This window comes from Candidatus Rhodobacter oscarellae (genome assembly GCF_001078595.1).
Classification (GTDB): Bacteria; Pseudomonadota; Alphaproteobacteria; order Rhodobacterales; family Rhodobacteraceae; genus Rhodobacter_B; species Rhodobacter_B oscarellae.
The window spans coordinates 211,845-232,272 of the sequence record NZ_LFTY01000002.1 but is presented as its reverse complement, the minus strand read 5'-3'; the positions used below and the strand labels follow the sequence as shown (position 1 = coordinate 232,272).

Annotated in this window: 20 protein-coding genes; 3 read left to right on the top strand and 17 right to left on the bottom strand. The window is 65.9% G+C overall.

From position 1 onward, the window contains the following. Positions 1-192: 192 nt before the first annotated feature. The 4 genes from AIOL_RS06140 to AIOL_RS06125 all read right to left on the bottom strand — a co-directional run bounded on the left by AIOL_RS06140 (position 193) and on the right by AIOL_RS06125 (position 3,108). A complete protein-coding gene (locus tag AIOL_RS06140) occupies positions 193-723 on the bottom strand; it encodes a hypothetical protein (RefSeq protein WP_049642179.1) in 531 nt (176 codons plus the stop codon). Continuing rightward, a complete protein-coding gene (locus AIOL_RS23920; RefSeq protein WP_053101200.1) occupies positions 720-1,478 on the bottom strand; it encodes a hypothetical protein in 759 nt (252 codons plus the stop codon). Before AIOL_RS23920 ends, AIOL_RS06140 begins: the two co-directional genes overlap by 4 nt. A 106-nt stretch (positions 1,479-1,584) precedes the next feature. Further along, a complete protein-coding gene (locus tag AIOL_RS06130; RefSeq protein WP_152912391.1) occupies positions 1,585-2,076 on the bottom strand; it encodes a hypothetical protein in 492 nt (163 codons plus the stop codon). A 306-nt stretch (positions 2,077-2,382) separates the two neighbouring features. Beyond that, positions 2,383-3,108, bottom strand: coding sequence for a 16S rRNA (uracil(1498)-N(3))-methyltransferase (locus AIOL_RS06125; RefSeq protein WP_049642177.1), 726 nt, complete (start codon positions 3,106-3,108; stop codon positions 2,383-2,385). A gap of 20 nt (positions 3,109-3,128) precedes the next feature. Here AIOL_RS06125 and ubiA point away from each other — a divergent pair, with 20 nt between their 5' ends. The 3 genes from ubiA (at position 3,129) to AIOL_RS06110 (ending at position 6,519) form a co-directional block, all read left to right on the top strand. Next, the gene (ubiA, locus tag AIOL_RS06120) at positions 3,129-4,145 is read left to right on the top strand and encodes a 4-hydroxybenzoate octaprenyltransferase (protein ID WP_049642176.1); all 1,017 of its coding nucleotides are present in this window, start codon (positions 3,129-3,131) and stop codon (positions 4,143-4,145) included. Between the two features lie 66 nt (positions 4,146-4,211). Further along, positions 4,212-6,200, top strand: coding sequence for an OmpA family protein (locus tag AIOL_RS06115; RefSeq protein ID WP_049642175.1), 1,989 nt, complete (start codon positions 4,212-4,214; stop codon positions 6,198-6,200). Continuing rightward, positions 6,193-6,519: a hypothetical protein gene (locus AIOL_RS06110; protein WP_049642174.1), complete on the top strand. Its 327-nt coding sequence runs from the start codon at positions 6,193-6,195 to the stop codon at positions 6,517-6,519. Before AIOL_RS06115 ends, AIOL_RS06110 begins: the two co-directional genes overlap by 8 nt. Positions 6,520-6,534: 15 nt before the next feature. Here AIOL_RS06110 and AIOL_RS25445 read toward each other — a convergent pair whose 3' ends face one another. The 13 genes from AIOL_RS25445 to AIOL_RS06050 form a co-directional block, all read right to left on the bottom strand. After that, the gene (locus AIOL_RS25445; RefSeq protein WP_160314413.1) at positions 6,535-6,690 is read right to left on the bottom strand and encodes a hypothetical protein; all 156 of its coding nucleotides are present in this window, start codon (positions 6,688-6,690) and stop codon (positions 6,535-6,537) included. Between the two features lie 204 nt (positions 6,691-6,894). Next, positions 6,895-7,332, bottom strand: coding sequence for a molybdenum cofactor biosynthesis protein MoaE (locus AIOL_RS06105; RefSeq protein WP_049642173.1), 438 nt, complete (start codon positions 7,330-7,332; stop codon positions 6,895-6,897). A 4-nt stretch (positions 7,333-7,336) separates the two neighbouring features. Next, positions 7,337-7,585 carry a molybdopterin converting factor subunit 1 gene (gene moaD, locus AIOL_RS06100; protein ID WP_049642172.1) on the bottom strand — a complete coding sequence of 83 codons (249 nt, stop codon included), beginning with the start codon at positions 7,583-7,585 and terminating at the stop codon, positions 7,337-7,339. Further along, on the bottom strand, positions 7,578-8,255 hold the full coding sequence (pgsA, locus tag AIOL_RS06095; RefSeq protein WP_049642171.1) for a CDP-diacylglycerol--glycerol-3-phosphate 3-phosphatidyltransferase: 678 nt from the start codon (positions 8,253-8,255) through the stop codon (positions 7,578-7,580). The genes moaD and pgsA overlap by 8 nt, the downstream gene beginning before the upstream one ends. Before the next feature lie 80 nt (positions 8,256-8,335). Continuing rightward, positions 8,336-9,712: a sensor histidine kinase gene (locus tag AIOL_RS06090; protein WP_152912390.1), complete on the bottom strand. Its 1,377-nt coding sequence runs from the start codon at positions 9,710-9,712 to the stop codon at positions 8,336-8,338. Between the two features lie 112 nt (positions 9,713-9,824). Beyond that, on the bottom strand, positions 9,825-11,711 hold the full coding sequence (gene uvrC, locus AIOL_RS06085) for an excinuclease ABC subunit UvrC (protein WP_049642169.1): 1,887 nt from the start codon (positions 11,709-11,711) through the stop codon (positions 9,825-9,827). Between the two features lie 423 nt (positions 11,712-12,134). Next, entirely contained in the window at positions 12,135-12,914 is a 780-nt protein-coding gene (locus AIOL_RS06080; protein ID WP_049645283.1) for an SDR family oxidoreductase, read from the bottom strand. A 24-nt stretch (positions 12,915-12,938) separates the two neighbouring features. Next, the gene (locus AIOL_RS06075; protein WP_049642168.1) at positions 12,939-13,865 is read right to left on the bottom strand and encodes a calcium/sodium antiporter; all 927 of its coding nucleotides are present in this window, start codon (positions 13,863-13,865) and stop codon (positions 12,939-12,941) included. 7 nt (positions 13,866-13,872) lie between these two features. Next, positions 13,873-14,034: a hypothetical protein gene (locus AIOL_RS25440; protein WP_160314412.1), complete on the bottom strand. Its 162-nt coding sequence runs from the start codon at positions 14,032-14,034 to the stop codon at positions 13,873-13,875. Further along, positions 14,031-14,837: a S49 family peptidase gene (locus tag AIOL_RS06065; RefSeq protein ID WP_049642167.1), complete on the bottom strand. Its 807-nt coding sequence runs from the start codon at positions 14,835-14,837 to the stop codon at positions 14,031-14,033. The genes AIOL_RS25440 and AIOL_RS06065 overlap by 4 nt, the downstream gene beginning before the upstream one ends. A gap of 334 nt (positions 14,838-15,171) precedes the next feature. Continuing rightward, complete coding sequence (locus AIOL_RS06060) at positions 15,172-17,832, bottom strand: TRAP transporter large permease subunit (RefSeq protein ID WP_049642166.1); 2,661 nt, start codon at positions 17,830-17,832, stop codon at positions 15,172-15,174. A 15-nt stretch (positions 17,833-17,847) separates the two neighbouring features. After that, positions 17,848-18,840 carry a TRAP transporter small permease subunit gene (locus AIOL_RS06055; RefSeq protein ID WP_049642165.1) on the bottom strand — a complete coding sequence of 331 codons (993 nt, stop codon included), beginning with the start codon at positions 18,838-18,840 and terminating at the stop codon, positions 17,848-17,850. Positions 18,841-18,965: 125 nt separating this feature from the next. Further along, positions 18,966-20,054: a TRAP transporter substrate-binding protein gene (locus AIOL_RS06050; RefSeq protein ID WP_049642164.1), complete on the bottom strand. Its 1,089-nt coding sequence runs from the start codon at positions 20,052-20,054 to the stop codon at positions 18,966-18,968. Between the last annotated feature and the right edge of the window lie 374 nt (positions 20,055-20,428).

Here is a 20,428-nt window from a genome sequence, read left to right as displayed (position 1 = left end):
AAGAGATTTGCACTTTCCTTCCAAGGAAAGTCCGGTCCGCGGGCTGGCAAGCGGTCGCATTTCAGGGATCAATGCGGGGCGCGGTAAAGAAACTCTTTCAAGAGTTTCGCAATTTTCTTGCAAGAAAATTGCGTCGCGCCAAGATCCACTTGAACCAAACCACCCCCAACGCGCCGCACATAACAGACGAAACTATCCCTCCAGGCGCAGCTGCGCGTCCTCCCAGACCAAAAAGCTGGCATCCTCGGTGTGCGTGTTGGCCTCCACGATTGCCTGGAAGTCGGCGCCGTCAAAGACCGCCAGCGCGTCGAATATCTTCTCCGCCCCCACCGCGTCGCCGGGGAACACCAGGCGCAGCCCTGAGCGTTCGGTGAACTCCCAATACAGGTCCGCCATGAACGGGCCCTGGTCGGTCGTGTTGATGCGGATGCGTGCCACGTCGTTCAGCGAGACCGAGCTGCCGCCATCGGGGCCGTAATATGTGATGCGGCGCTCGTCGATCTCCACCACGCCGGACCCATCCCCCGAGGCCGGGAAGCGCGCGCGCCGCGCGCCGTCCCAAAGCAGCACGCCGCCAAGGACGGCCAGACCCGCGCCCACAAAGCGCATCACCCCGCCGCCATCCACCAGCCAGTAGAGCCCCAGCAGCAACAGCCCGGCGCCAATCGCAAATGGTCTCGTCTTGGCAAGCTTCTCTTGCACCTCTGGGCGAATGAAGCTCATGCGCCTGCCCCATCCAAGGGGTGCCAGCTAGGTTCACCCTCTGTCGCGCCCGTTTCACCGCGCCAGTCATAGGGCGCGCGGATTGGCTCGAAAGCCATGTCGGTGAAATCTCGGATCAGCGCTGCCTGGCCGGAGCCGTCACTACGGTACAGCTTGCCGCCGTCGCAATGATACGCCGCGCCGAGATGTGCTGAGGCGTGCCGGAGTTGATACCGCATGGCCGAGCGGCTGGTGGGCACCGGGTCCTCAAGCAGGAGTTTTGTCGCCTGGCGAGACAGCGGCGCAGGGAGGCCGGAACGCAACCGGATGTCCGTCGTGCATCCTTTGGGGTCGGGCTTGCCCAGCTCCACCCGCGACAGGCCCGCGGCTCGCCCAATGATGTCCGGGTCGCCATCGACGAAAACATGGTGATTGTCCACAAAAAAGGCACCGCCGCCCGACCAGGTGTCGCCCACAGGAAAGAGCGCGAGCGCCGTAAAATAGGGCGGGCGCGATATCCCGGTATAAGAGCCCTTCGTCTCGCTGTCCCAGTGGGCATCCAAAGCGAAATAGATGAAATGCTGACCGTCCGGAGATAGGTGACAGCAGTCTGGGTAGACCCTCTGCTTCAGCCACTGGCCGTCCTCGAACCTGTCCGTGTCGCGATGCCATAGGATCATGCGACACTGCTTCGACGGGCCCTGACGCAGAATCACCGCGCGGTCGCTTTGCGACGCGAAGAAAAGATGGAGCTGGATCGTCGGCTTCGTGTTCATCCCCAGGACCCTGCCGCAACAAGCGAACCGCGCCAAGCGCGGCGCGGCCCAGCCTACGTCAAGCCCGTGATCGCTGGCAAGCCGCCGCCGTCAACATCTGTCGGGATCAGTGCAGGCGGCGCTGGCTGGCATCCCAGATCGGCACCGGCGCATCGGGATTGCTGCGCAGCGTGGACAGCATGTTTTTCGTCCGGATCCCTTCCAGCGAGGCAAAAACGTCGAAGAGCTTCTCGGCGTTCTGGGCGTTGGTCGGCACGCTCAGCGGCAGGCCGCCCACCTCTTTCAGAATCCAGCACGCCGGTCTCGCCGTGGCATCAAGCTGCACCGATTCCAGCGCGTCCACCGCGATGGTCCCGCCGTCCTGGCGCCCGTAATAGATGATCATGCGGTCGCCGATCTGCACATGCCCCGGCCCCTCGGCCCGCACCCGAAAGCGCGTGCGCTGTATGCCCGCGAAGATGATCAGCGCGCCCACAATCGTAAGCGACGTGCCGATCACCGCCAGAACGCCCTGCTGCGAGACCGCCCAGAAGAGCCCGCACAACGCGAAGAAGAACCCCAAAACCGCCTCGCGCCAACGCCAAACGCTACTGAACAAATCCGGCGAAATCATTGCCATACCAAACACCTGCTTCCTAGTCCCCCAAAGACCGACCCCCTGTTGTGTCCTGAGCTAAGAGGTAATCAGGGCCAAAATGTGGAGTTTGGGTGCCGTTTGTTCACCAAATCCTGGGGAATAGGAAACGGTTCCGGCAGCGCCCACAAACTGGGCGCAATACCGGGCAAAGTGACTGAATTTTTGGCACAATGACGCCGCCGCGGATGCCGTAACGTCAACCAGGCTCCAGGCCGCGACAGTGGCCGCGCCCAGTCCGCCGCTCAGCCCCCCAGTTCAGTCCCCAGTTCAGGCCCCTGGCCAGTCCCCCGCCCCGGCCTGCCAGAGGGTCAAAGCAGCAACCGCGGCGGTGTCGGCGCGCAGGATCCGCGGGCCAAGGCTAATGGGCAGGGCCTGGGGATGCGCGCGGATGCGGGCGCGCTCGGTGGGGCTGAACCCGCCCTCCGGACCAATGAGGATCGCGACCGGACCGGTCGCCGCCCGCAGGTCCGCCTCGGTGGCGCCAACCAGCGCCTCGTCGCAAAAGATCAGCCGCCGCGCGCCGGGCCAGTCGTCGAGCACGCGCGAGAGCTTGGCCAGCTCGGCCACCTCCGGCACGAAGGTGCCGCCGCATTGCTCGGCGGCCTCCACGGCATGCGCCTGCAGGCGGTCGCGGCGGATGCGCTCGGAGTTTGTGAACTCGGTTTGCACCGGGCAGATCCGCGCCGCGCCCAGCTCGGCCGCCTTCTCGACGATGAAATCGGTGCGCGCCTTCTTGATCGGCGCGAATAGCAGCCAGAGATCCGGTGGGTTCATCTGCGGCCGGGTGCGCTCCTCGGCCCTGATCTGGCCGCCGCGCTTGCTGGCCGCCTCGACGGTGGCGCGCCATTCCCCATCGCGCCCGTTGAACACCAACAGATCGGCCCCCACGCCAAGCCGCATCACCCCGAAGAGATAATGCGCCTGGTCACGCGACAATGCGAGCGATTGCGACGGCCCAAGGGGCTGATCTACATAGAGGCGAATGCGAGCCATGGGGGGAGCATAAAGAGCACATGAAACAGACGCCAGAGACCTCGACGTCGAAATCGGCACCGGGCCAGGACCAGGGCAAGGACCGGGCGCAGGGCAAGGGCCAAGTGGCCGATGCCGAGAAGGGCAACTGGGTGGACAATCGCGCGCCCGCCTGGACGCGGCCCTACCTGCGGCTCAGCCGCGCCGACCGCCCCACGCCGGTGACGCTGTTGCTGTGGCCGTGCTGGTGGGGCGCGCTTCTGGCCGCGGGCCAGCAGGGCGGCTTTGGTTGGGGTGAGGCCTGGGTGCTGCTGGGCTGCGCCCTGGGCGCCTTCCTGATGCGCGGCGCGGGCTGCACCTGGAACGACATCACCGACCGCGAGATCGACGGCAAGGTGGCGCGCACCGCCTCGCGCCCGATCCCGTCGGGCCAGGTCACGGTGCGCGGCGCGGTGATCTGGATGGGGCTGCAGGCGCTGGCGGCCTTTATGATCCTGCTGACCTTCGACCCGCTGGCGATCTGGCTGGGCGTCGGCTCGCTGGCGGTGGTCTGCATCTACCCCTTCGCCAAGCGCTTCACCTGGTGGCCGCAGGTCTTTCTGGGGCTGGCCTTTAACTTTGGCGCGATCCTGGGCTGGGCCGCCGTGGCGGGGTCGCTGGACTGGCCGCCCTTCGCGCTTTACGCCGCCGGGATCGCCTGGACGCTGTTCTACGACACGATCTACGCGCATCAGGACAAGGAGGACGACGCGCTGATCGGGGTGAAGTCCACCGCGCGGCTCTTTGGCGACGAGACCCCGCGGGCGCTGCTGGCCTTCATGGTGCTGTCGGTGGCGCTGCTGGGCGCGGCGCTGATCGGGGCGCTGCTGGAGACCGCCAACGTGCTGGCGATGACGGTGGCGCTGGGCGGGCCCTGGGCCTTCGGCTGGCACCTGTCCTGGCAGATGCGGCGGCTCGACATCGACGACCCGGACAATTGCATGGCGCTTTTCCGCTCAAACCGGGACGCGGGGCTGATCCTGGTGATCTTTCTGGGCCTGAGCCTGGCCTTGTTGTGATTGCCCCGCCGCCCGCGGCCCATTAAGAACGCCCCAAGGATCGCGTAAGGAAGAATTCACCGCCCCATGCGTCTGTCGAACTATGTTCCCGCCATCGCCGTGTTCCTCGGCGCCGCGCTGCTCTGCATTGCGGCGGCGATGCTTGCCGTGGCCCAGATCGAGCGCAGCTCGCAGGCGGCGGTCAAGCGCGTGCTGATGCTGGACGGGCAGGACTGGGTCTCGGTCGCGGTGGACGGATTGCAGGTCAAGCTGCGCGGCACCGCCGAGGACGAGGCGACGCGGTTCCGCGCCGAGCGCCTGGCCAGCACTGTGGTCGATGCGGACCGGGTGATCGACGCCATGGACGTCAAGGCGGTCGCGGCGATCACGCCGCCCCGCTTTGCCATCGAGTTCCTGCGCAACGACGCGGGGGTGTCGCTGATCGGGTTGATCCCGGGCGCCATGGACCGCCAGGCCACGGCGGCGCAGATCTCTGAGATCGCCCAGGGCGCGCCGGTGACCGACCTGCTGGAGAGCGCCGACTTCCCGGTGCCGCCCGGCTGGGCCAGCGCGCTGGGCTTCGCGCTGGACACGCTGGGCCGGCTGCCGCGCTCTAAGATCTCGGTGGCCGCGGACCGGGTCGAGATCACCTCGGTCGCAGAGAGCGCCGCCGCCAAGCGGCAGCTCGAGAACAGCCTCAAGAGCGCCGTGCCGGACGGGGTGAACCTGGTGCTGCGCATCTCGGCGCCGCGCCCGGTGATCTCGCCCTTCACGCTGCGCTTTGTCATCGACGAGGCGGGCGCGCGCTTTGACGCCTGCACCGCGCATACCAAGGCCGGAAGCGCGCGCATCCTTGCCGCCGCGGCAGAGGCCGGGCTGCAGGGCGAGGCCGCCTGCGTGCTGGGGCTTGGCGTGCCCACCCCGGAATGGCCCGACGCGGTCACCACCGGCATCGGCGCCCTGGCGCGCATTGGCGGCGGCGCGCTGACCTTCTCGGACGCCGACGTCTCGCTGGTGGCGCTGGAAAGCACCGACAGCGCGCTGTTCGATCGGGTGGTCGGCGAGCTTGAGAACGCCCTGCCGGATGTCTTCTCGCTATCGGCCACCAAGCCAGAGCCCGTGGTGATCGTGGGCACCGGCGAGGCGCCCGATAGCGGGCCGCCGGAATTCGTGGCGACGCTCAGCCCCGAGGGGCTGCTGCAGCTGCGCGGCCGGATCTCGGACGAGCGGCTACGCGCCGCGGTGACCGGCTTTGCGCGGGCGCGGTTCAGCACCGCCGAGGTCAGCGGCACCATGCGCCTGGACGACCGGCTGCCCGACGGCTGGGCGGCGCGGGTCTTTGCCGGGCTCGAGGCGCTGGCCATGCTGTCCAACGGCAGCCTCGTGGTGCAGCCCGACATCGTCGACATCCGCGGCGCCACCGGCAACATCGCCGCCCGCGCCGAGGTCTCCCGCATCCTGTCATCGCAGCTGGGCGAGGCCGAGAACTTCTCGATCGACATCGCCTATGTCGAGGCGCTTGACCCGAACGCGGCCCTGCCCAGCCCGCAGGAATGCGTGGACGCCATCAACGCCATCCTGGCCGCGCAGAAGGTCACCTTCGAGCCCGGCTCGGCGGATATCGACGCCGAGGAGGCCGGCACCATCGACCGCATCGCCGAGGTGATGGGCGATTGCGCCGACGTGCCGATGGAGATCGCCGGGCACACCGACAGCCAGGGCCGCGAGACGATGAACCAGGCGCTCAGCCAGCAGCGCGCCCAGGCGGTGCTCGTGGCGCTGCAGTCCCGGCGCGTGAGCACCCGCAACCTCAGCCCGCAGGGCTACGGCGAGGCCAACCCGATCGCCGATAACGGCACCGAAGAGGGCCGCGAGGAGAACCGCCGCATCGAGTTCACGCTGATCATCCTGGGCGACCCAGAGGGGCTGAACGACCCGGACGCAGAGCCCGAGACCGACGGCGCGCAGCCCGGACCGGAAGCCGAGACGCAGACCGAAACCGGGGCCGAAACCGGGACCGAAAATGGGGCCGAAACTGGGACCGAGACCCCGGCGGCGGAGGAAACAAATGAATAGAACAGAGATCATCGCAACCACCGCCGTCATCCTCTTTGTCGCCTTCGTGCTGGGGTGGTTCGCGCATTGGCTGGTGCACCGCTTCGCGCGGGTCAAGCAGTCCGAGATGGGCGAGCTGGATAAGCTCGCACAGCAGCTCCACGAGGCGGAGGAGGAGCGCGACCGCACGGTGACCTACATGCAGCAGCGCGAGGCCGAGATGTCGAACCAGCTGCAGCAGACCGAGGCAGAGCTGCGCGCCGCCATGGAGGGGCTGCGCGAGGCCCGCCAAGAGGCCGAGGAGCTGCGCGCCTATATCGAGCGCCAGAACCAAGGCTAGCCCCGCCCGGCGCTGTCACCAACCGGTAAGGCGCACGGGCCAGTTGCCGCCAAGCTCTGCTGTTGGGGCGCGCGCGGGTCCCTTCATCGAAAAGGCAGAGGCTGTGGCGATGACCGGCTGGTCGTCAGTGGCCGCCGCGCGGGGGGTCATGTTGGACCTGGAGCGGTCCATTGGGCGCGCCAAATCTCTTGCAAGAGATTTGCACTTTCCTTCCAAGGAAAGTTGGGCCCGCGTCCGGTGAGAGGGTGCGCATAGCGGATCATTGCGGGGCGCGCCAAAGAAACTCTTGCAAGAGTTTCGCAATTTTCTTGCAAGAAAATTGCGTCGCGTCCAGGTCAAGCGCGGCACTCATAAAGCACCGCCGCATTCCCCCAACTACCAGCGCTCCAGCGCGTCCTCATCGGCATCCTTGGCCGCGACCCAGCTTGCGCCATCGGCGCCGGTTTCCTTCTTCCAGAACGGGGCGCGGGATTTAAGGTAGTCCATCAGGAACTGCGCGGCCTCAAAGGCCTCCGCCCGGTGCCCGGCCGCGGTGGCCACCATCATGATCTTCTCGCCCGGCTCCAGCCGCCCGTAGCGGTGGATCACCAGGCTGGCCTTCAGGTCCCAGCGCGCCACGGCCTCGGCCTCGATCTTGGCCAGCGCCTTCTCGGTCATGCCCGGGTAGTGCTCGATCTCCATCGCCGCCAGCCCGCCATCGTCGCGCACCACGCCGCTGAACGAGACCTCGGCGCCCACGTCCTGGCGCCCGGCGGCGAAGGCTGCCAGCTCGGCGCCCACATCGAAGGGCTCGGCCTGCACGCGCACGACCACCGGCTCAGCCGCCGGTCATCGGCGGAAAGAAGGCCACCTCGCGCACGCCCGCCAGCGGCGCGTCGAAGCCAGCCAGCTCTTGGTCCAGCGCCACCCGCAGGGCCGAGACGTCCGAAAAGGCCATGTCATAGCGGTCCTCGCGCGCGCGCAGCTCAGCCACCAGATCGGCCACGGTCGCGGCCTGGGTCTCGATGCTCTCGCGCGGCAGGCCGATGCGCTCGCGCACCCAGGCAAAGTACAGAACCTCAATCATGCGTCCCCTCCTCCTCGCGGAAGAACGGCAGGGATTTGGCGAAGTAGTCAACCCCGGTGATCAGCGTCAGCGCCGCAGCGATCCACAACAGGATGGTGCCGATCCACCAGCTCCACCAGGCGCCGGTTTGATGCCAGACCAGCCCGATATCGTCGGGCAGCTGCCCGGTCATGATCAGATGCAGGGTGCCCTCGTCCATGCCGATGGTGCGGTCCAGGAAGTTATGCTCGAAGATGCCCGTCGCGAACAGGAAGGTCAGCGCGATCATCTGCGCGAAGGTCTTGTACTTGGCCAGGTTGGTGACCTTTAGGGTCGAGGATTTCTCTTGCAGGAACTCCCGCAGGCCCGAGACGAAGATCTCGCGGAACATGATCACCGTGGCGGGCAGCAAGATCCAGGGGTTCATGCCCGAAAATCCCGTGTTCACCAGCAGCGCGATGATCACCATCGCCTTGTCGGCGATCGGGTCGAGCATGGCGCCAAAGCGGCTCTCTTGCTTCCAGAGCCGCGCCAGGTAGCCGTCAAAATAATCCGTAATCGCCGCGCCCACAAACAGCAGCATGGCAAACCAGTCCGCCCAGGGCCGCACGAAATACAAGAACATCACCGCCACGCCCGGCGCCGCCAGGAGCCGCAAAGTGGTGAGGATATTTGGGATATTCCACTTCATGGCGCCTTCCTAGCGGCTTCGCGCGGGACAGGGAAGACGCCGCGCGCGCACGCGCTCGTGAACGCGCAAACTTTGCGCATCTACGTCGCGGTTGCGGCGCGTGTTGCGGCAGGATCGGCGGCGGTCGCGGAGGCAGAGGCGGCGGGCGCGGCGGCTTCGGGCAGGATGATGCGCGCATCGGTCCAGGCGCCCTGCTCAGACAGGATCGAGAGGCAGCCGCCGCAGCTCTCGGCGAGCCCCAGCACCATCGGCAGGCCAAGACCGGTGCCCTCGCCCTCCTGCTTGGTGGTGTAGAACGGCTCGACGGTCTTCAGCAGGTCCTCGGGCGCTATGCCCACGCCGGTATCCTTCACGGATAGGACGACCCAGTCATTGGGCGGCAACACGCCGCCGGTCGCGCAGGCCACCGGCTCGTCATTGTGGTACCGGCTGACGGAGACCTCGATGGTGCCGCCCTGCACCACCGCGTCCCGCGCGTTCACAAGCAGGTTGATCAGCGCGGTGACCAGCAGGTCGCGATCCGCCTCGACCCAGATGTCCGGCGCGCCGATCCGGAAGGTCACGTCAATCGATGCGGGGATGACGCGCTTTGCGAAGGCCGCAAGCTCCTCGACGACGCCCCGCGCCTCGAGCATTCTGGGCGAGACATCGGCGCGGCGCGCGAACACAAGAAGCTGCTTGGTCAGGGCCTCGGCGCGCAGCGAGGCCTCCAACGCGTCCCGCACCAGCTCGGCCCGGTCCGCGTCGGTCTTTACCTCGTGGTAGAGCTCCAGGCTGCCCGAGATCCCGACAAGCGCGTTGTTAAAATCATGCGAGACCCCGCCGACCAGACGGCCAAGTGCGGCGAGTTTTTCCTGCTGCGCCGTGACCTTAGAGCGCTGGTCCGACTGCAGGCGCAGCTGCCGGGTCACCCGCACCGCCTCTACGAAGTAAAACACCGTGACGCAGAAGAGGCAGCCCACAATCACCTGCTGCGCCAGCAAGTCGAGCCGCGGCAGCCACACCCACAGCACCACCCCCACCGCGAAGACGATCAGGCCCACCTGCGACAGCACCGTGGGCAGATGCGTGTCGCAGCGCCGCACCTGCGAGATGAAAGAGGCCGCCAGCACCGCCGCCCCAATCAGCACCATGCCGGGGTCGCGCTGCAGCACCAGATAAAGCGGCAGGCTCTGCAACGTCAGCAGCCCGGCAAAAGACAGAAGCGTCGAGATCAGCAGGCCCAGGCGCTGATCGCTCAGCCGGACATAACGCAGATAGCCGTAGTAAACGAGGCGCAGCAGCACATAGACGCCAAACCAGATGATTCCAATCAGCCAGCCGGCGCTTACGTAAAGGTAAATTGCGATCAGCAGGCCGGCCCCGAAGCGAACCATCAGTTCGCGGCGATTCCCGGTCTCAAGCTCCAGATACCGGTCGAGTTCAGCGTGCCCGTTCATATATGCGTCACTCGTCAACAAAAAAATTGTTACACCTCAATGATTAGCGCGTGCGGCGCGCGGCTCAAAGGGCAAGTTTGCAACTTTTTGTTAATTTTTGCCCGCCGCAACCCAAGCGGGCATAAATCCGCTACCCACTCTCGTGAAAGAAATTGTAGATTTTTTCGGCCAGATTGGCGGAAACCCCGTCGACCGCCTTTAGATCCGCAAGGTTCGCGCGGCTCACGGCCTTTGCGCTGCCAAAGTGCTGCAAAAGCGCGCGTTTGCGGGCGGCGCCGACGCCGGGCACATCGTCCAGCGGCGTGGCCCCGATGGCCTTAGAGCGCTTGGCGCGGTGGGTGCCGATTGCGAAGCGATGCGCCTCGTCGCGCAGCCTTTGCACAAAATAGAGCACCGGGTCGTTGTGGCGCAGCGCCATGGTGCGGGCGCCGATCCGGTGGAACTCTTCCTTGCCCGCGTCGCGGTCCACGCCCTTGGCCACGCCGACCATGGCGATGTCCGCAACCCCCAGCTCGGTCATGATCTGGTGCACGGCGCTGACCTGCCCTGCCCCGCCGTCGATCAGCAACAGGTCCGGCCAGATGCCGTTCTCGCGGTCGGGGTCCTCCTTCAGCAGGCGCTGGAAGCGCCGGGTCAGGACCTCCTTCATCATGCCGAAATCGTCGCCGGGGGTCAGGTCCTCGCCCTTGATGTTGAACTTGCGGTAGTGGTTCTTCATCAGCCCCTCGGGGCCGGCGACGATCATCGCGCCCACCGCGTGGGCGCCCTGGATATGCGAGTTGTCATAGACCTCGATGCGCCCCGGCGGCTCCTTTAGCCCAAAGGCCTCGGCCAGCCCGGCCAAGAGCTTGGCCTGGGTCGCGGTCTCGGACATCTTGCGCGCCAGGCTTTCGCGGGCGTTGCGCAGGGCGCCGGTGACCAGCTCTTGCTTTTCGCCGCGCTGCGGCACCAGGATCTGCACCTTGCGCCCGGCCTTCTCGGCCAGCGCCTCGGCCATCAGGTCCATGTCCTCGATCCCGTCCGAGAGGATCAGCATGCGCGGCGGTTCCTTGTTGTCATAGAACTGACCGACGAAGGCCTGCAGCACCTCCGCCGGGCTCTCGGTGCCGCCCAGGCGCGGGTAGTAGTCGCGGTTGCCCCAGTTCTGGTTGGAGCGGATGAAGAAGACCTGCACGCAGGCCTGCCCGCTATCCATATGCAGCGCGATCACATCCGCCTCGGCCACGCCGCGCGGGTTGATGCCCTGGGCCGACTGCACCGAGGACAGCGCCTGGATGCGGTCGCGCAGGGCGGCGGCGCGCTCGAACTCCATCGCGTCGCTGGCGGCCTGCATCTGCTCGGCCAGCTGCGCCTGCACCTTGTTGGTCTTGCCCTGCAGAAAATCATCCGCCTCGCGCACCAGCTTGGCGTAATCCTCCTTGCTGATCTTGCCGCCGCAGGGGCCAGAGCAGCGCTTCATATGGTAGTTCAGGCAGGGCCGGTCCCCGGCCTCGACCTCGCGGTCCGAGCAGGTGCGCAGCAGGAAGACCTTTTGCAGCGTGTTGATGGTGCGGTTCACCGCGCCGGCGCTGGCAAACGGCCCATAGTAGCGCCCCTTGCGGGTCTTGGCGCCGCGGTGCTTTTCCAGCCTAGGGAAGTCATGCTCGGACGAGATGAAGATATTCGGGAAGGACTTGTCGTCGCGCAAGAGCACGTTGTAGCGCGGCTTGAGCTGCTTGATCAGGTTCTGCTCCAGCAGCAGCGCCTCGGTCTCGGTGCGCGTGGACAGGAACATCATCGCCGCGGTGTCGCGGATCATGCGCGCGATGCGCGGGCTGTGGCCGGTGGGCCGGGCATAGCTGGAGACCCGCGCGGTCAGGTTGCGCGCCTTGCCGACGTAGAGGACGCGATTCTGCGCGTCCAGCATCCGATAGACACCGGGCGAGTTGTCGATGGTCTTCAGGTAGCTTTTGATAACCTGATGCCCGGTGGGGGCGTCCTTGTCTTCGGCCACGCGTTCACCCTTCTTGCGCGTCATGTTGCGGTGTTAGATCAAATACCCAACGCGCGCGGGATTGGCGAGGCGCTGCGGTCACATCGGCCGCATCGGGGGCGGCGCGGCCTGCGCGCGGCGCCAGATGCGATCAGCGCGTTAACCATTGATTCTGTTAGATGGCTGCACCGACTTGGGGGGCTGTGACAAGAAAAAACAAATCCACCGTTTCTGTGGATAAACCTGATGGTAAGTTTTCAGGACGTGGAAATTTCCCTTAATTTTCTGCCCCTTTTTCACTTTGCCTATATTTTGGGCAATCTCGCAAGTGATTGAAATAATTCAGAAAGAATATAAACATTTTGTAAACGCCTGTTTTTACTGCTAGAATCGTAACGCGTTTGGAGCCGTCACGCGACCGGTGCAAAAGTCAAGCGTATAGACAAGCAATATACCTAGTTTTTGGCCTCATTCGACGCCCAAAATGTCGGGGGTCTGCCACCCCAAATGCTGCCCCCCGTCCACGCAAATTAACTGCCCGGTGACCCCCGGAGAGGCCAGGAAATAGCGCATCGCCGCGGTGATATCCTCTGGGTTGGCGCCGCGTTGCAGGATGGTGGCGGCCCTTTGCGCGGCAAAATGCTCGGCCGATTGCCGCCCGCCCTGCAGCGTCGGCCCCGGCCCGATGGCGTTCACCCGCACGCGGGGGGCCAGCCCCTGCGCGGCGGTCTGCGTCAACGCCCAAAGCCCCGCCTTCGCGATGGTGTAGGTCGAGAACTCGGGCGTCAGCTTGCGCACGCGCATGTCGATCATGTTCAGCACCATGGCCTCGGCCAGGGGCTCGCCCTGGGCGTCCGTGGACGAGGCGGGCGCCTGCGCGGCCAGCGCCTGGGTCAGGAAGAACGGCGCGCGCAGGTTGGACCCGATATGCCGCTCCCAGCTTTCGGCGGTCGCGGTGGCGATGTTGTCATACTCAAAGATCGAGGCGTTGTTGATCAGCACGCTGATCGGCCCGCCCAGCGCCTCGGCGGCGGCGGGCAGCAGGGCCTCGGTCGCGGCCTGGTCCAGCAGGTCGGCCTGCAGGGCCGCGGCGCTGCGGCCCATGGCGCGGATCTCGTCCACAACCGCCTCGGCGTCGCCCGAGCCGCCGTGGTAGTGCACCGCCACGTCGAACCCGTCCTCGGCCAGGGCCAGAGCCATCGCGCGGCCCAGCCGCGCCGCCGCTCCCGTTACCAATGCCCGCTTGATCCGCATGCGCGCGCCCTCTCTCCCCTAGCTCAGTACCCAGACTATGTAGGCCACGTAGAGCGCCGTGAACAAGACGCCACTCATGCGCCCCATGTCGCGCCGCATCAGCACGAAGGGCGCCAGCAGCAGCGACGCCCCCAGCATGATCCACAGATTGAAGCTCAGAAAGTGCGGGTCCACCGGGATGCTGCCAAACAGGCTCGCCGCGCCGATAATGGCCAGGATGTTGAAGATGTTCGACCCGATCACGTTGCCCAGCGCGACCTCGGCCTGGCGCCGTATCGCGGCGACGACCGTGGTGGCCAGCTCTGGCAGCGAGGTGCCCAGGGCCACCAGGGTCAGCCCGATCACCGTCTCGCTGACGCCGAACCGCGTGGCGATGCTGACGGCGCTGTCGACGAAGATCTCCGCCCCCAGCGGCAGCCCAACGAGCCCCAGCGCCAGGAACAGCGCGATGCGCCAGCCCGGCATCGACGGGTCCGCCCCCTCCGGGGCCTCGGTCACGCGCTGCTTCATCGCGATGCTGAATTGATCCACCATCACCAGGCTCAGCACCGCCAAGAGCAGCAGCCCATGCACCAGCGTCAGCGGGCCCAGAAAGCAAACCGTTATGAAGATGACCGAGGCGCTGAGCATGCTCAGATAGGACCGCTTCGTCTCGGTCTGGCGAAAGGACATCCCGGCGAATAGCGCCGGCACCCCAAGCACCAGCAGCACATTCGCGATGTTCGAGCCCACCACATTGCCCAGCGCGATCCCCGGCGAGTTGCTCAACACCGCGTCCACCGAGATCACCAGCTCCGGCGCGGAGGTGCCAAAGCTGACCACCGTGAGGCTGACAATCAGGGCCGAGATGCCCAGCCGCAGCGCCAGGTTCACCGCCCCGCGCACAAGCGCGTCCCCCGCGAGCAGAAGGATGATCAACCCGAGGCCGGCGTAGACGAAATCCATCAATGCTCTATCCCTTGCCGCAGGAGCACGGCCCCTTGCCGATCCTGTACCGCCCGCAGCCGCGGCATTTCATTGAGGCCAGTTTCTTCTGCCCCGGAAAGCGCAGCCGCCCCAGCATGGCCAGGATGGCCATGCCCGCCAGGAACAGCACCATGATCTTGAGGATCACAGCCCGTATCTCGCGTAAAGGCTGCGCTCCTCGACCAGGCCGAAGGCGTCGCTGGCCATCTGAGCGCCGAAGCGCGACAAGAGGCCCCGCTTGGGGCCGAAGACCTGGAACCGGACCTTGTCGCCGAAGATCTCTTTCATCTTGGGCACCACATGCCCGACCCCATCCGCCAGGCCCACATCCACGGATTTCTGGCCCACCCAGATATCCCCGGTGAACATGTCCTCGCCGTCAGGGGCGGCGAGGCGTTCGCCTCGCGATTGCCTCACATGGTCAATGAAGACCTCGTGCATCTGCCCCTGCCAGGATTTGAGCTTGTCGATATCCTCGGGCTTTTCGGCGCGGAACGGGTCCAGCATCGACTTGGACTTGCCCGCGGTATGCACCCGGCGCACCACGCCGTGCTTGGCGATCAGGTCCTGAAAGCCAAAACCGGCATAGATCACGCCGATGGAGCCCACGATAGAGGTCGGGTCCACCCAGATCTCATCCGCCGCGCAGGCCAGCCAGTAGCCGCCCGAGGCGGCGATATCCTCGACAAAGGCGTAGACCTTGATGTCCTTCTCCTCGGCCAGCCGCCGCACCCGGGCGGCGATCAGCGAGGATTGCACCGGCGAGCCGCCCGGCGAGTTGATCACCAGCGCCACGGCGGCGGGCTTGCCCTTGGCAAAGGCACGCTCGACCAGCGGCGCCAGGCCCTCGTCGTTCAGGCGCTGCCCGCGCCCCCCCGCGGCGATCGCCCCGGACATGCGGATGACAGAGACGCGCGGGGCGCGTTTGCGGAAAGGGATGGGAATTCTCATGAGTGGCATTTAGAGCCTATGCCGCCCCGGAACAAGGAAGGCGGGGATATCTTTTGCGTCAGGATGCGCGCCCGCGTGCAGCCCGTCGCGCCACATTCGACCGATGGGCTTCGGCGGACACGGGCGCGTCGCAATTTTCTTCCAAGAAAATTGCGAAACTCTTGCAAGAGTTTCTTCAGCGCGCCCCAAAATGATCCCTTAATCGCAAACCCTTGCCGCTTGCGGGCCCACTTTCCTTGGAAGGAAAGTGCAAATCTCTTGCAAGAGATTTGGCGCGCCCGCTCAACACCCGAACCTCAGGCCAAGCTGGCGGGACGCATCCCGCCAGCCCAGATCAGAAGTTCAGCGAGATATCCCGGTGCGCGGCGTTACAATTCGCCAGGAACAGCGCCTGCTCGCGCGTGATCGCGGGCTGCTGACGCGCGCCAACGGTGTCGCTGACCCCGGCGATATAGGCCTCGAGACCCACCTTCGCCGGGCCCTCCGCCGCCTTGCGCCAGACCAGCTGCTCTTGGAACTCCGCGACGGCGTCGCCCCATTCCTTCAGGGCCTTCTCGCGATCCTCCTTGCCCTCGCGCAGCGCGCGCCGCGCCTTGGAGAGCTCCGAGCCGACCTTGTTGGCCCCCGCGATTGCGTTGAACTCCGAGCCCAGCCCCTTGACGGTCTCTTCCAGCGTGGCGCGGTCGCCCGCCGGCAGCTCCGCCTCCAGCGCCATCAGGCGGCCCTCCAGCGCCGCGAAGGCGGCGTTGGCGTTCAGCACGGCCAGGAAGGCCTGCACGTCCTCGACCGAGCCGTCGGCGGCGCGGCGATAGGTGGTGCGGGCCTTCTGCTCGGCGGTGGTGAGCTTGGCGAAGACGTCGTGGACCTCGTCCCATTCGGGCGGGATCTGCGCCGCGACCGCGGCGCGCTCCTCGTCCAGATGCGCGGCCTCAGCCAGCATGTCCGCCACGCGGTCGCCATTCGTCTCCCCGTTGAGGAAGCCCGCCTGCTTGCGCAGCTCCTTGGCCTCGGCCTCAAGCTTGCGCATCCGCTTCTCAAGGTGGCGCACCTGGCGCAGCAGCGGGCGGTACTCGGGCGCGGCCGCCTGCACGGCGGCCTCGGCGATCTTGACCTCCTCGATCAGGCTCAGCGCCTTCTCGCCCTCGTCAAACGCGCCCTCAAGATCCCCCGCCACGCCCTTGGGCAGCAGCGACAGGTCCAGCCCGCGCGCGGTGTTGATCACCGAGAGCACGTTGGAGCGCTCCGTTTGCAGGCGATCATGCACGTAGTTCTCCAGGCAGTACTGCAGCTTGGGGTTCCGCGGCGGCGGTGCGGCGTCGCCCAAGAGCGACACCCGGTTCGGCAGGTAGTTCACCAGCTGCGGGTGGTAACCCACGATCCCCAGCGCCAGCAGCTGCAGGCAGATGAACGCGATCACGCCCTTATAGATCTGCACCGTCTTCACAATCGCCGGGGCCACCCCGCGCAGGTAGAACAGCGCGAAGCCGAAGGGCGGCGTCAAAAACGACGTCTGGATGTTCAGGCCGATCATCACGCCCAGCCACACCGCGGTGATGTTCGCCGACGGGTCCGACAGCAGGATCGGCGCCACGATGGGCACCACCACCACGGCGATCTCGATGAAGTCCAGGAAGAAGCCCAGCACGAAGATCACCGCCATCACGATGATGAACTGCGTCCAGAACCCGCCCGGCAGCGCGTTGAGGAACTCGCGCACCAGCTCCTCGCCGCCGAAGGCGCGGAAGGCCGCGGTCAGCATCGCCGCCCCCAGCAGGATGATGAACACCAGCGAGGTCGTCTTGGCGGTCTCGATCATCACCTCATGCATGGTGTTGTCGATCCGCAGCACCCGGATGCCCGACCAGATCAGCGCCAGCACCACCAGCACCACGCCGGTCACGCCCAGCCAGATGCCGGTCATGTCGCCGCCCACCACGATGAGCGCCTTGATGTTCATGTTGTAGGTGTTCAGCGCGAAGGCGATCAGGGCCAGGCCGATAATCGCCATGAAGGCGGGCAGGAAGGTGCGGCTGTTCTGATCCACCAGCCGGTAGCCCGCCATGATCAGCGCGCCCGCGGCACCGATGGCGCCGGCCTGGTTCACCGTGGCGATGCCCGAGATGATCGAGCCCAGCACCAGGAAGATCAGCGCCAAGGGCGGCACCAGCGTCAAGAGCACGTTGCCCCAGAACCGCGCGTCCCGCGCGCCCTCGTAAGGCACCGCCGGGGCGGCCTTGGGGCGGATCAGCGCGAAGATCAGGATGAACGCCATATAGAGCAGCACCAGCACGATGCCGGGAATGAAGGCGCCCAGGAACATCTCGCCCGCGCTGGTCGAGGTCACGTCGAAGACCGATGGCATCGACAGCTCGCCCGTGGCCTCCTTATGCAGCGACTTTCGCAGGGTCGAGGCCTGGTCGGCGGCGCTGGCCAGCTGGTCGGCCAGGATGATCAGCACGATCGAGGGCGGGATGATCTGCCCCAGCGTGCCCGAGGCCGCGATGGTGCCCGTGGCCAGCGATTGCGAGTAGTTGTTGCGCAGCATGGCGGGCAGGCTGATCAGCCCCATCGCCACCACCGTGGCGCCCACGATGCCCGTGGTGGCGGCCAGCAGGGCCCCCACGAACACCACCGAGATGCCCAGGCCGCCCGGCACCGGGCCGAACAGGCGCGCCATGGTCACCAGCAGGTCCTCGGCGATCTTAGAGCGCTGCAGCATGATCCCCATGAAGATGAACAGCGGGATCGCGATCAGCGTGTCTCGTTCCACCTCCCAATAGACCCCTCGGAGGTTCGTCACCCCCGCCGAGATCCACTGCCCCGGGCCGCCAGAGTGGAAATAGGCGTCCATATTGCTTTCGAAGGCCCAGCCGGCAACGGCCGCGGAAACGATAGAGATCAGCGCCGCCCCCGGCAGCGCGAAGGCCACCGGGTAGCCCGAGCCCAGGGCCACGGCCATGGTGATGACGAGAACAGCGAGAAAGAAAAGTTCCATGGGTCTGCGCGGTCCTTAGTGAGAGATGGGCGCGGCTTCGCGCTTGCCAGGTTCGTCGCGGGTATCGGCGACGGCTGCGAAATAGTAACTGACAAACTCGATCAGCATGGTGATGGCGAATACGGCCAGGAAGGCAGCCATCTGGTACTTGGTGTACATGCCGGCGGTGCCGGTCTGGCTGACCTCGAAATTGGTCACCGCGGAGTTCACGATGGATTGCTTGCCATTCATCGACACGATGATGATGCCCCAGGCGGTGACCATGCCCAGGAATATGGTGCCAATGGCGTTGACCTTGCCCTTGCCGCGGCGGCTGAGCCCGGCAAAGAACACGTCCACGCGCACATGGCCCTCCTCCTTGAGCGTGTAGGCCGAAGCGAACAGGAACAGCGCGGCGTACCAGTAGCGCACCAGGTCGCCCATCATCGCCTGCTCGTAGCTGAACACGAAGCGCGAGAAGACGATCAACAGCTCGGCCAGCACGATCAAGAGCGCCAGCCAGATGAAGCCCAGCGAGCGCGAGAAGCCGGCCACCACGAAGCCCAGCACCAGCAGCGGCCCGTGCACCCATGGCCCGATAAAGCGCGAGCGGATCAGGTCCTTGGCCAGGGCCTCGGAAAACAGCTGCTCCAGCAGGCCCTCGACCCGCAGGAACGCGATCGCGGCGTCAACGATCCCGGTGAACAGCACCGCAAAAAAGCAGCCGCGGATCAGGTAGGCGTTGAAATCACTTATGATCTTTGAGTCGTAGCGCAGCGCCCGGTTCGGCGTGCGCAGCACGAACAGCGCCGCCGCCCCGATGCCGATCAGGTAGATGGCAATCAGCAGCCAGGCCGCGGTCTCGCCGTTCCAGGCGCCGGTGACCTGCGGTAGGCCAAAGGCCACATTCAGGATGTTGTTGATAAAGAAGGCGGCCAGCACCCCCAGCGATATCCATCCAAACAGGCGCGCGCCGATGGCCGGCGGCCCGATTGGAGACAAGGTGTCCGGGTCGGTGGATGTGCTCATGGTTTTTCCCTGGTCTGCGCAGGCCGATTTTCCGGCTCATCGCGGGCGCAACCGCGCCTATTCCCCCACTTGCACGGAAGCCGACCCAAGGGCCGGCTTCCGCTATGATCTTAGGCGTCCAGGCCTTAGCCGATGCCCAGGATACGGTTCCGCTGGTTCGAGAACTCGACCTCGGCAGCACCGCGCCAGGCGCCGATGTCGCGCAGCGCGGCCTGGAAGTGGTCGTTGACCTCGGCCGCCAGGGCCGAGTGATCGCGGGTCTCTTCAAAGACCTCCTCGGCGGCCTCGCCGAAGGCGTCCCAGACGTCGTCGTTGAAGGCGCGCAGCTTGACGCCATGGTCGTTGACCAGGCGCGCGAGGTAGGTGCCGTTATTGGCGCCGGCCTCTTCGGGCTGAGCGGCGTGCTCTTCCATGCAGCAGGCCTCGATCACGGCCTTCTCGTAGTCGGAGCGCTGCGCCCACCACTCTGCGTTCATGCCAAAGGCCAGACCGCCGCCGGGCTCGTGCATGCCGCCGGTGTAGTAGAAGCTGGCCGCCTCGTAGAACTTCATGAAGTAGTCGTTATAGGGGCCAACCCACTCGGTGGCCTCAACGGCGCCCGAGACGAGGTTCTCGTAGATCTGGCCGCCCGGCAGCGAGACGGTCGAGACGCCCAGCTTGGACATCACGGTGCCGCCAAGGCCCGGGATACGCATCTTCAGACCGTTCAGGTCGTCGGGCGAGTTGATCTCTTTGTTGAACCAGCCGCCCGCCTGCGCGCCGGTGGCGCCGCATGCCAGGGCCTTCAGGCCGAACTCGCCGGACACCTTGTCCCACATCTCCTGGCCGCCCGCGAACTTGATCCACGAGTTCCACTCTGGCGTGGTCATGCCGAAGGGCACCGAGGTGAAGTAGGCGAAGGCCGGGTGCTTGCCGATCCAGTAGTAATCGGCGGCGACATAGGCCTGGCTGTTGCCGGATGCGACTTCGTCGAACACGTCGAACGCACCAACGCGCTCGCCGGCGGCGAAGTACTCGGTCTGAATGGCCCCGTTGGACACTTCAGGGATGCGCGCGGCCAGCCGCTGCGCGGAGAGGCCGAGGCCGGGGAAGTCACGCGGCCAGGTCGACACAATGGTTAGCGTGGTGGCGTGGCTGCCGGCAACCGCCGGAGCGGCCAGAGCCGTGGCTGCCCCGCCAAGGGCTGCGCCTTTCAGAAAATTACGGCGTTTCATATAGGTCGTTCCTCCCAGTTGTTTGCCCCGTGGGGCTCAAATAGTGGTCCCGCGTGTGCAGCGGCCCCGTTCGTCCCCCCCCAGGTAAGGGCGGAGACTAATTCCAATCGTCTGGTTTGCAACAATTATGTTCGCAAAGAGTCTCGTCCGGGGGCGCATGTCTGCGCTCGCCTTAGCAAATTAGGCGAAACCGTTGATTGCGTCGATAACAATCGAGCAATCTGCGGTGGTTGGGGGCAATAATATTCCGCGCCGTGCCGCATGGAGGGGCGGCGGTGCCTCTTTCTTGGGCGAATCGAGTCGGAAACTTTACCAATTCAGAACCGAATGCGGCGGCACACAGATTTCTGCCCCCCGCCCCGCGGCGGCGCATC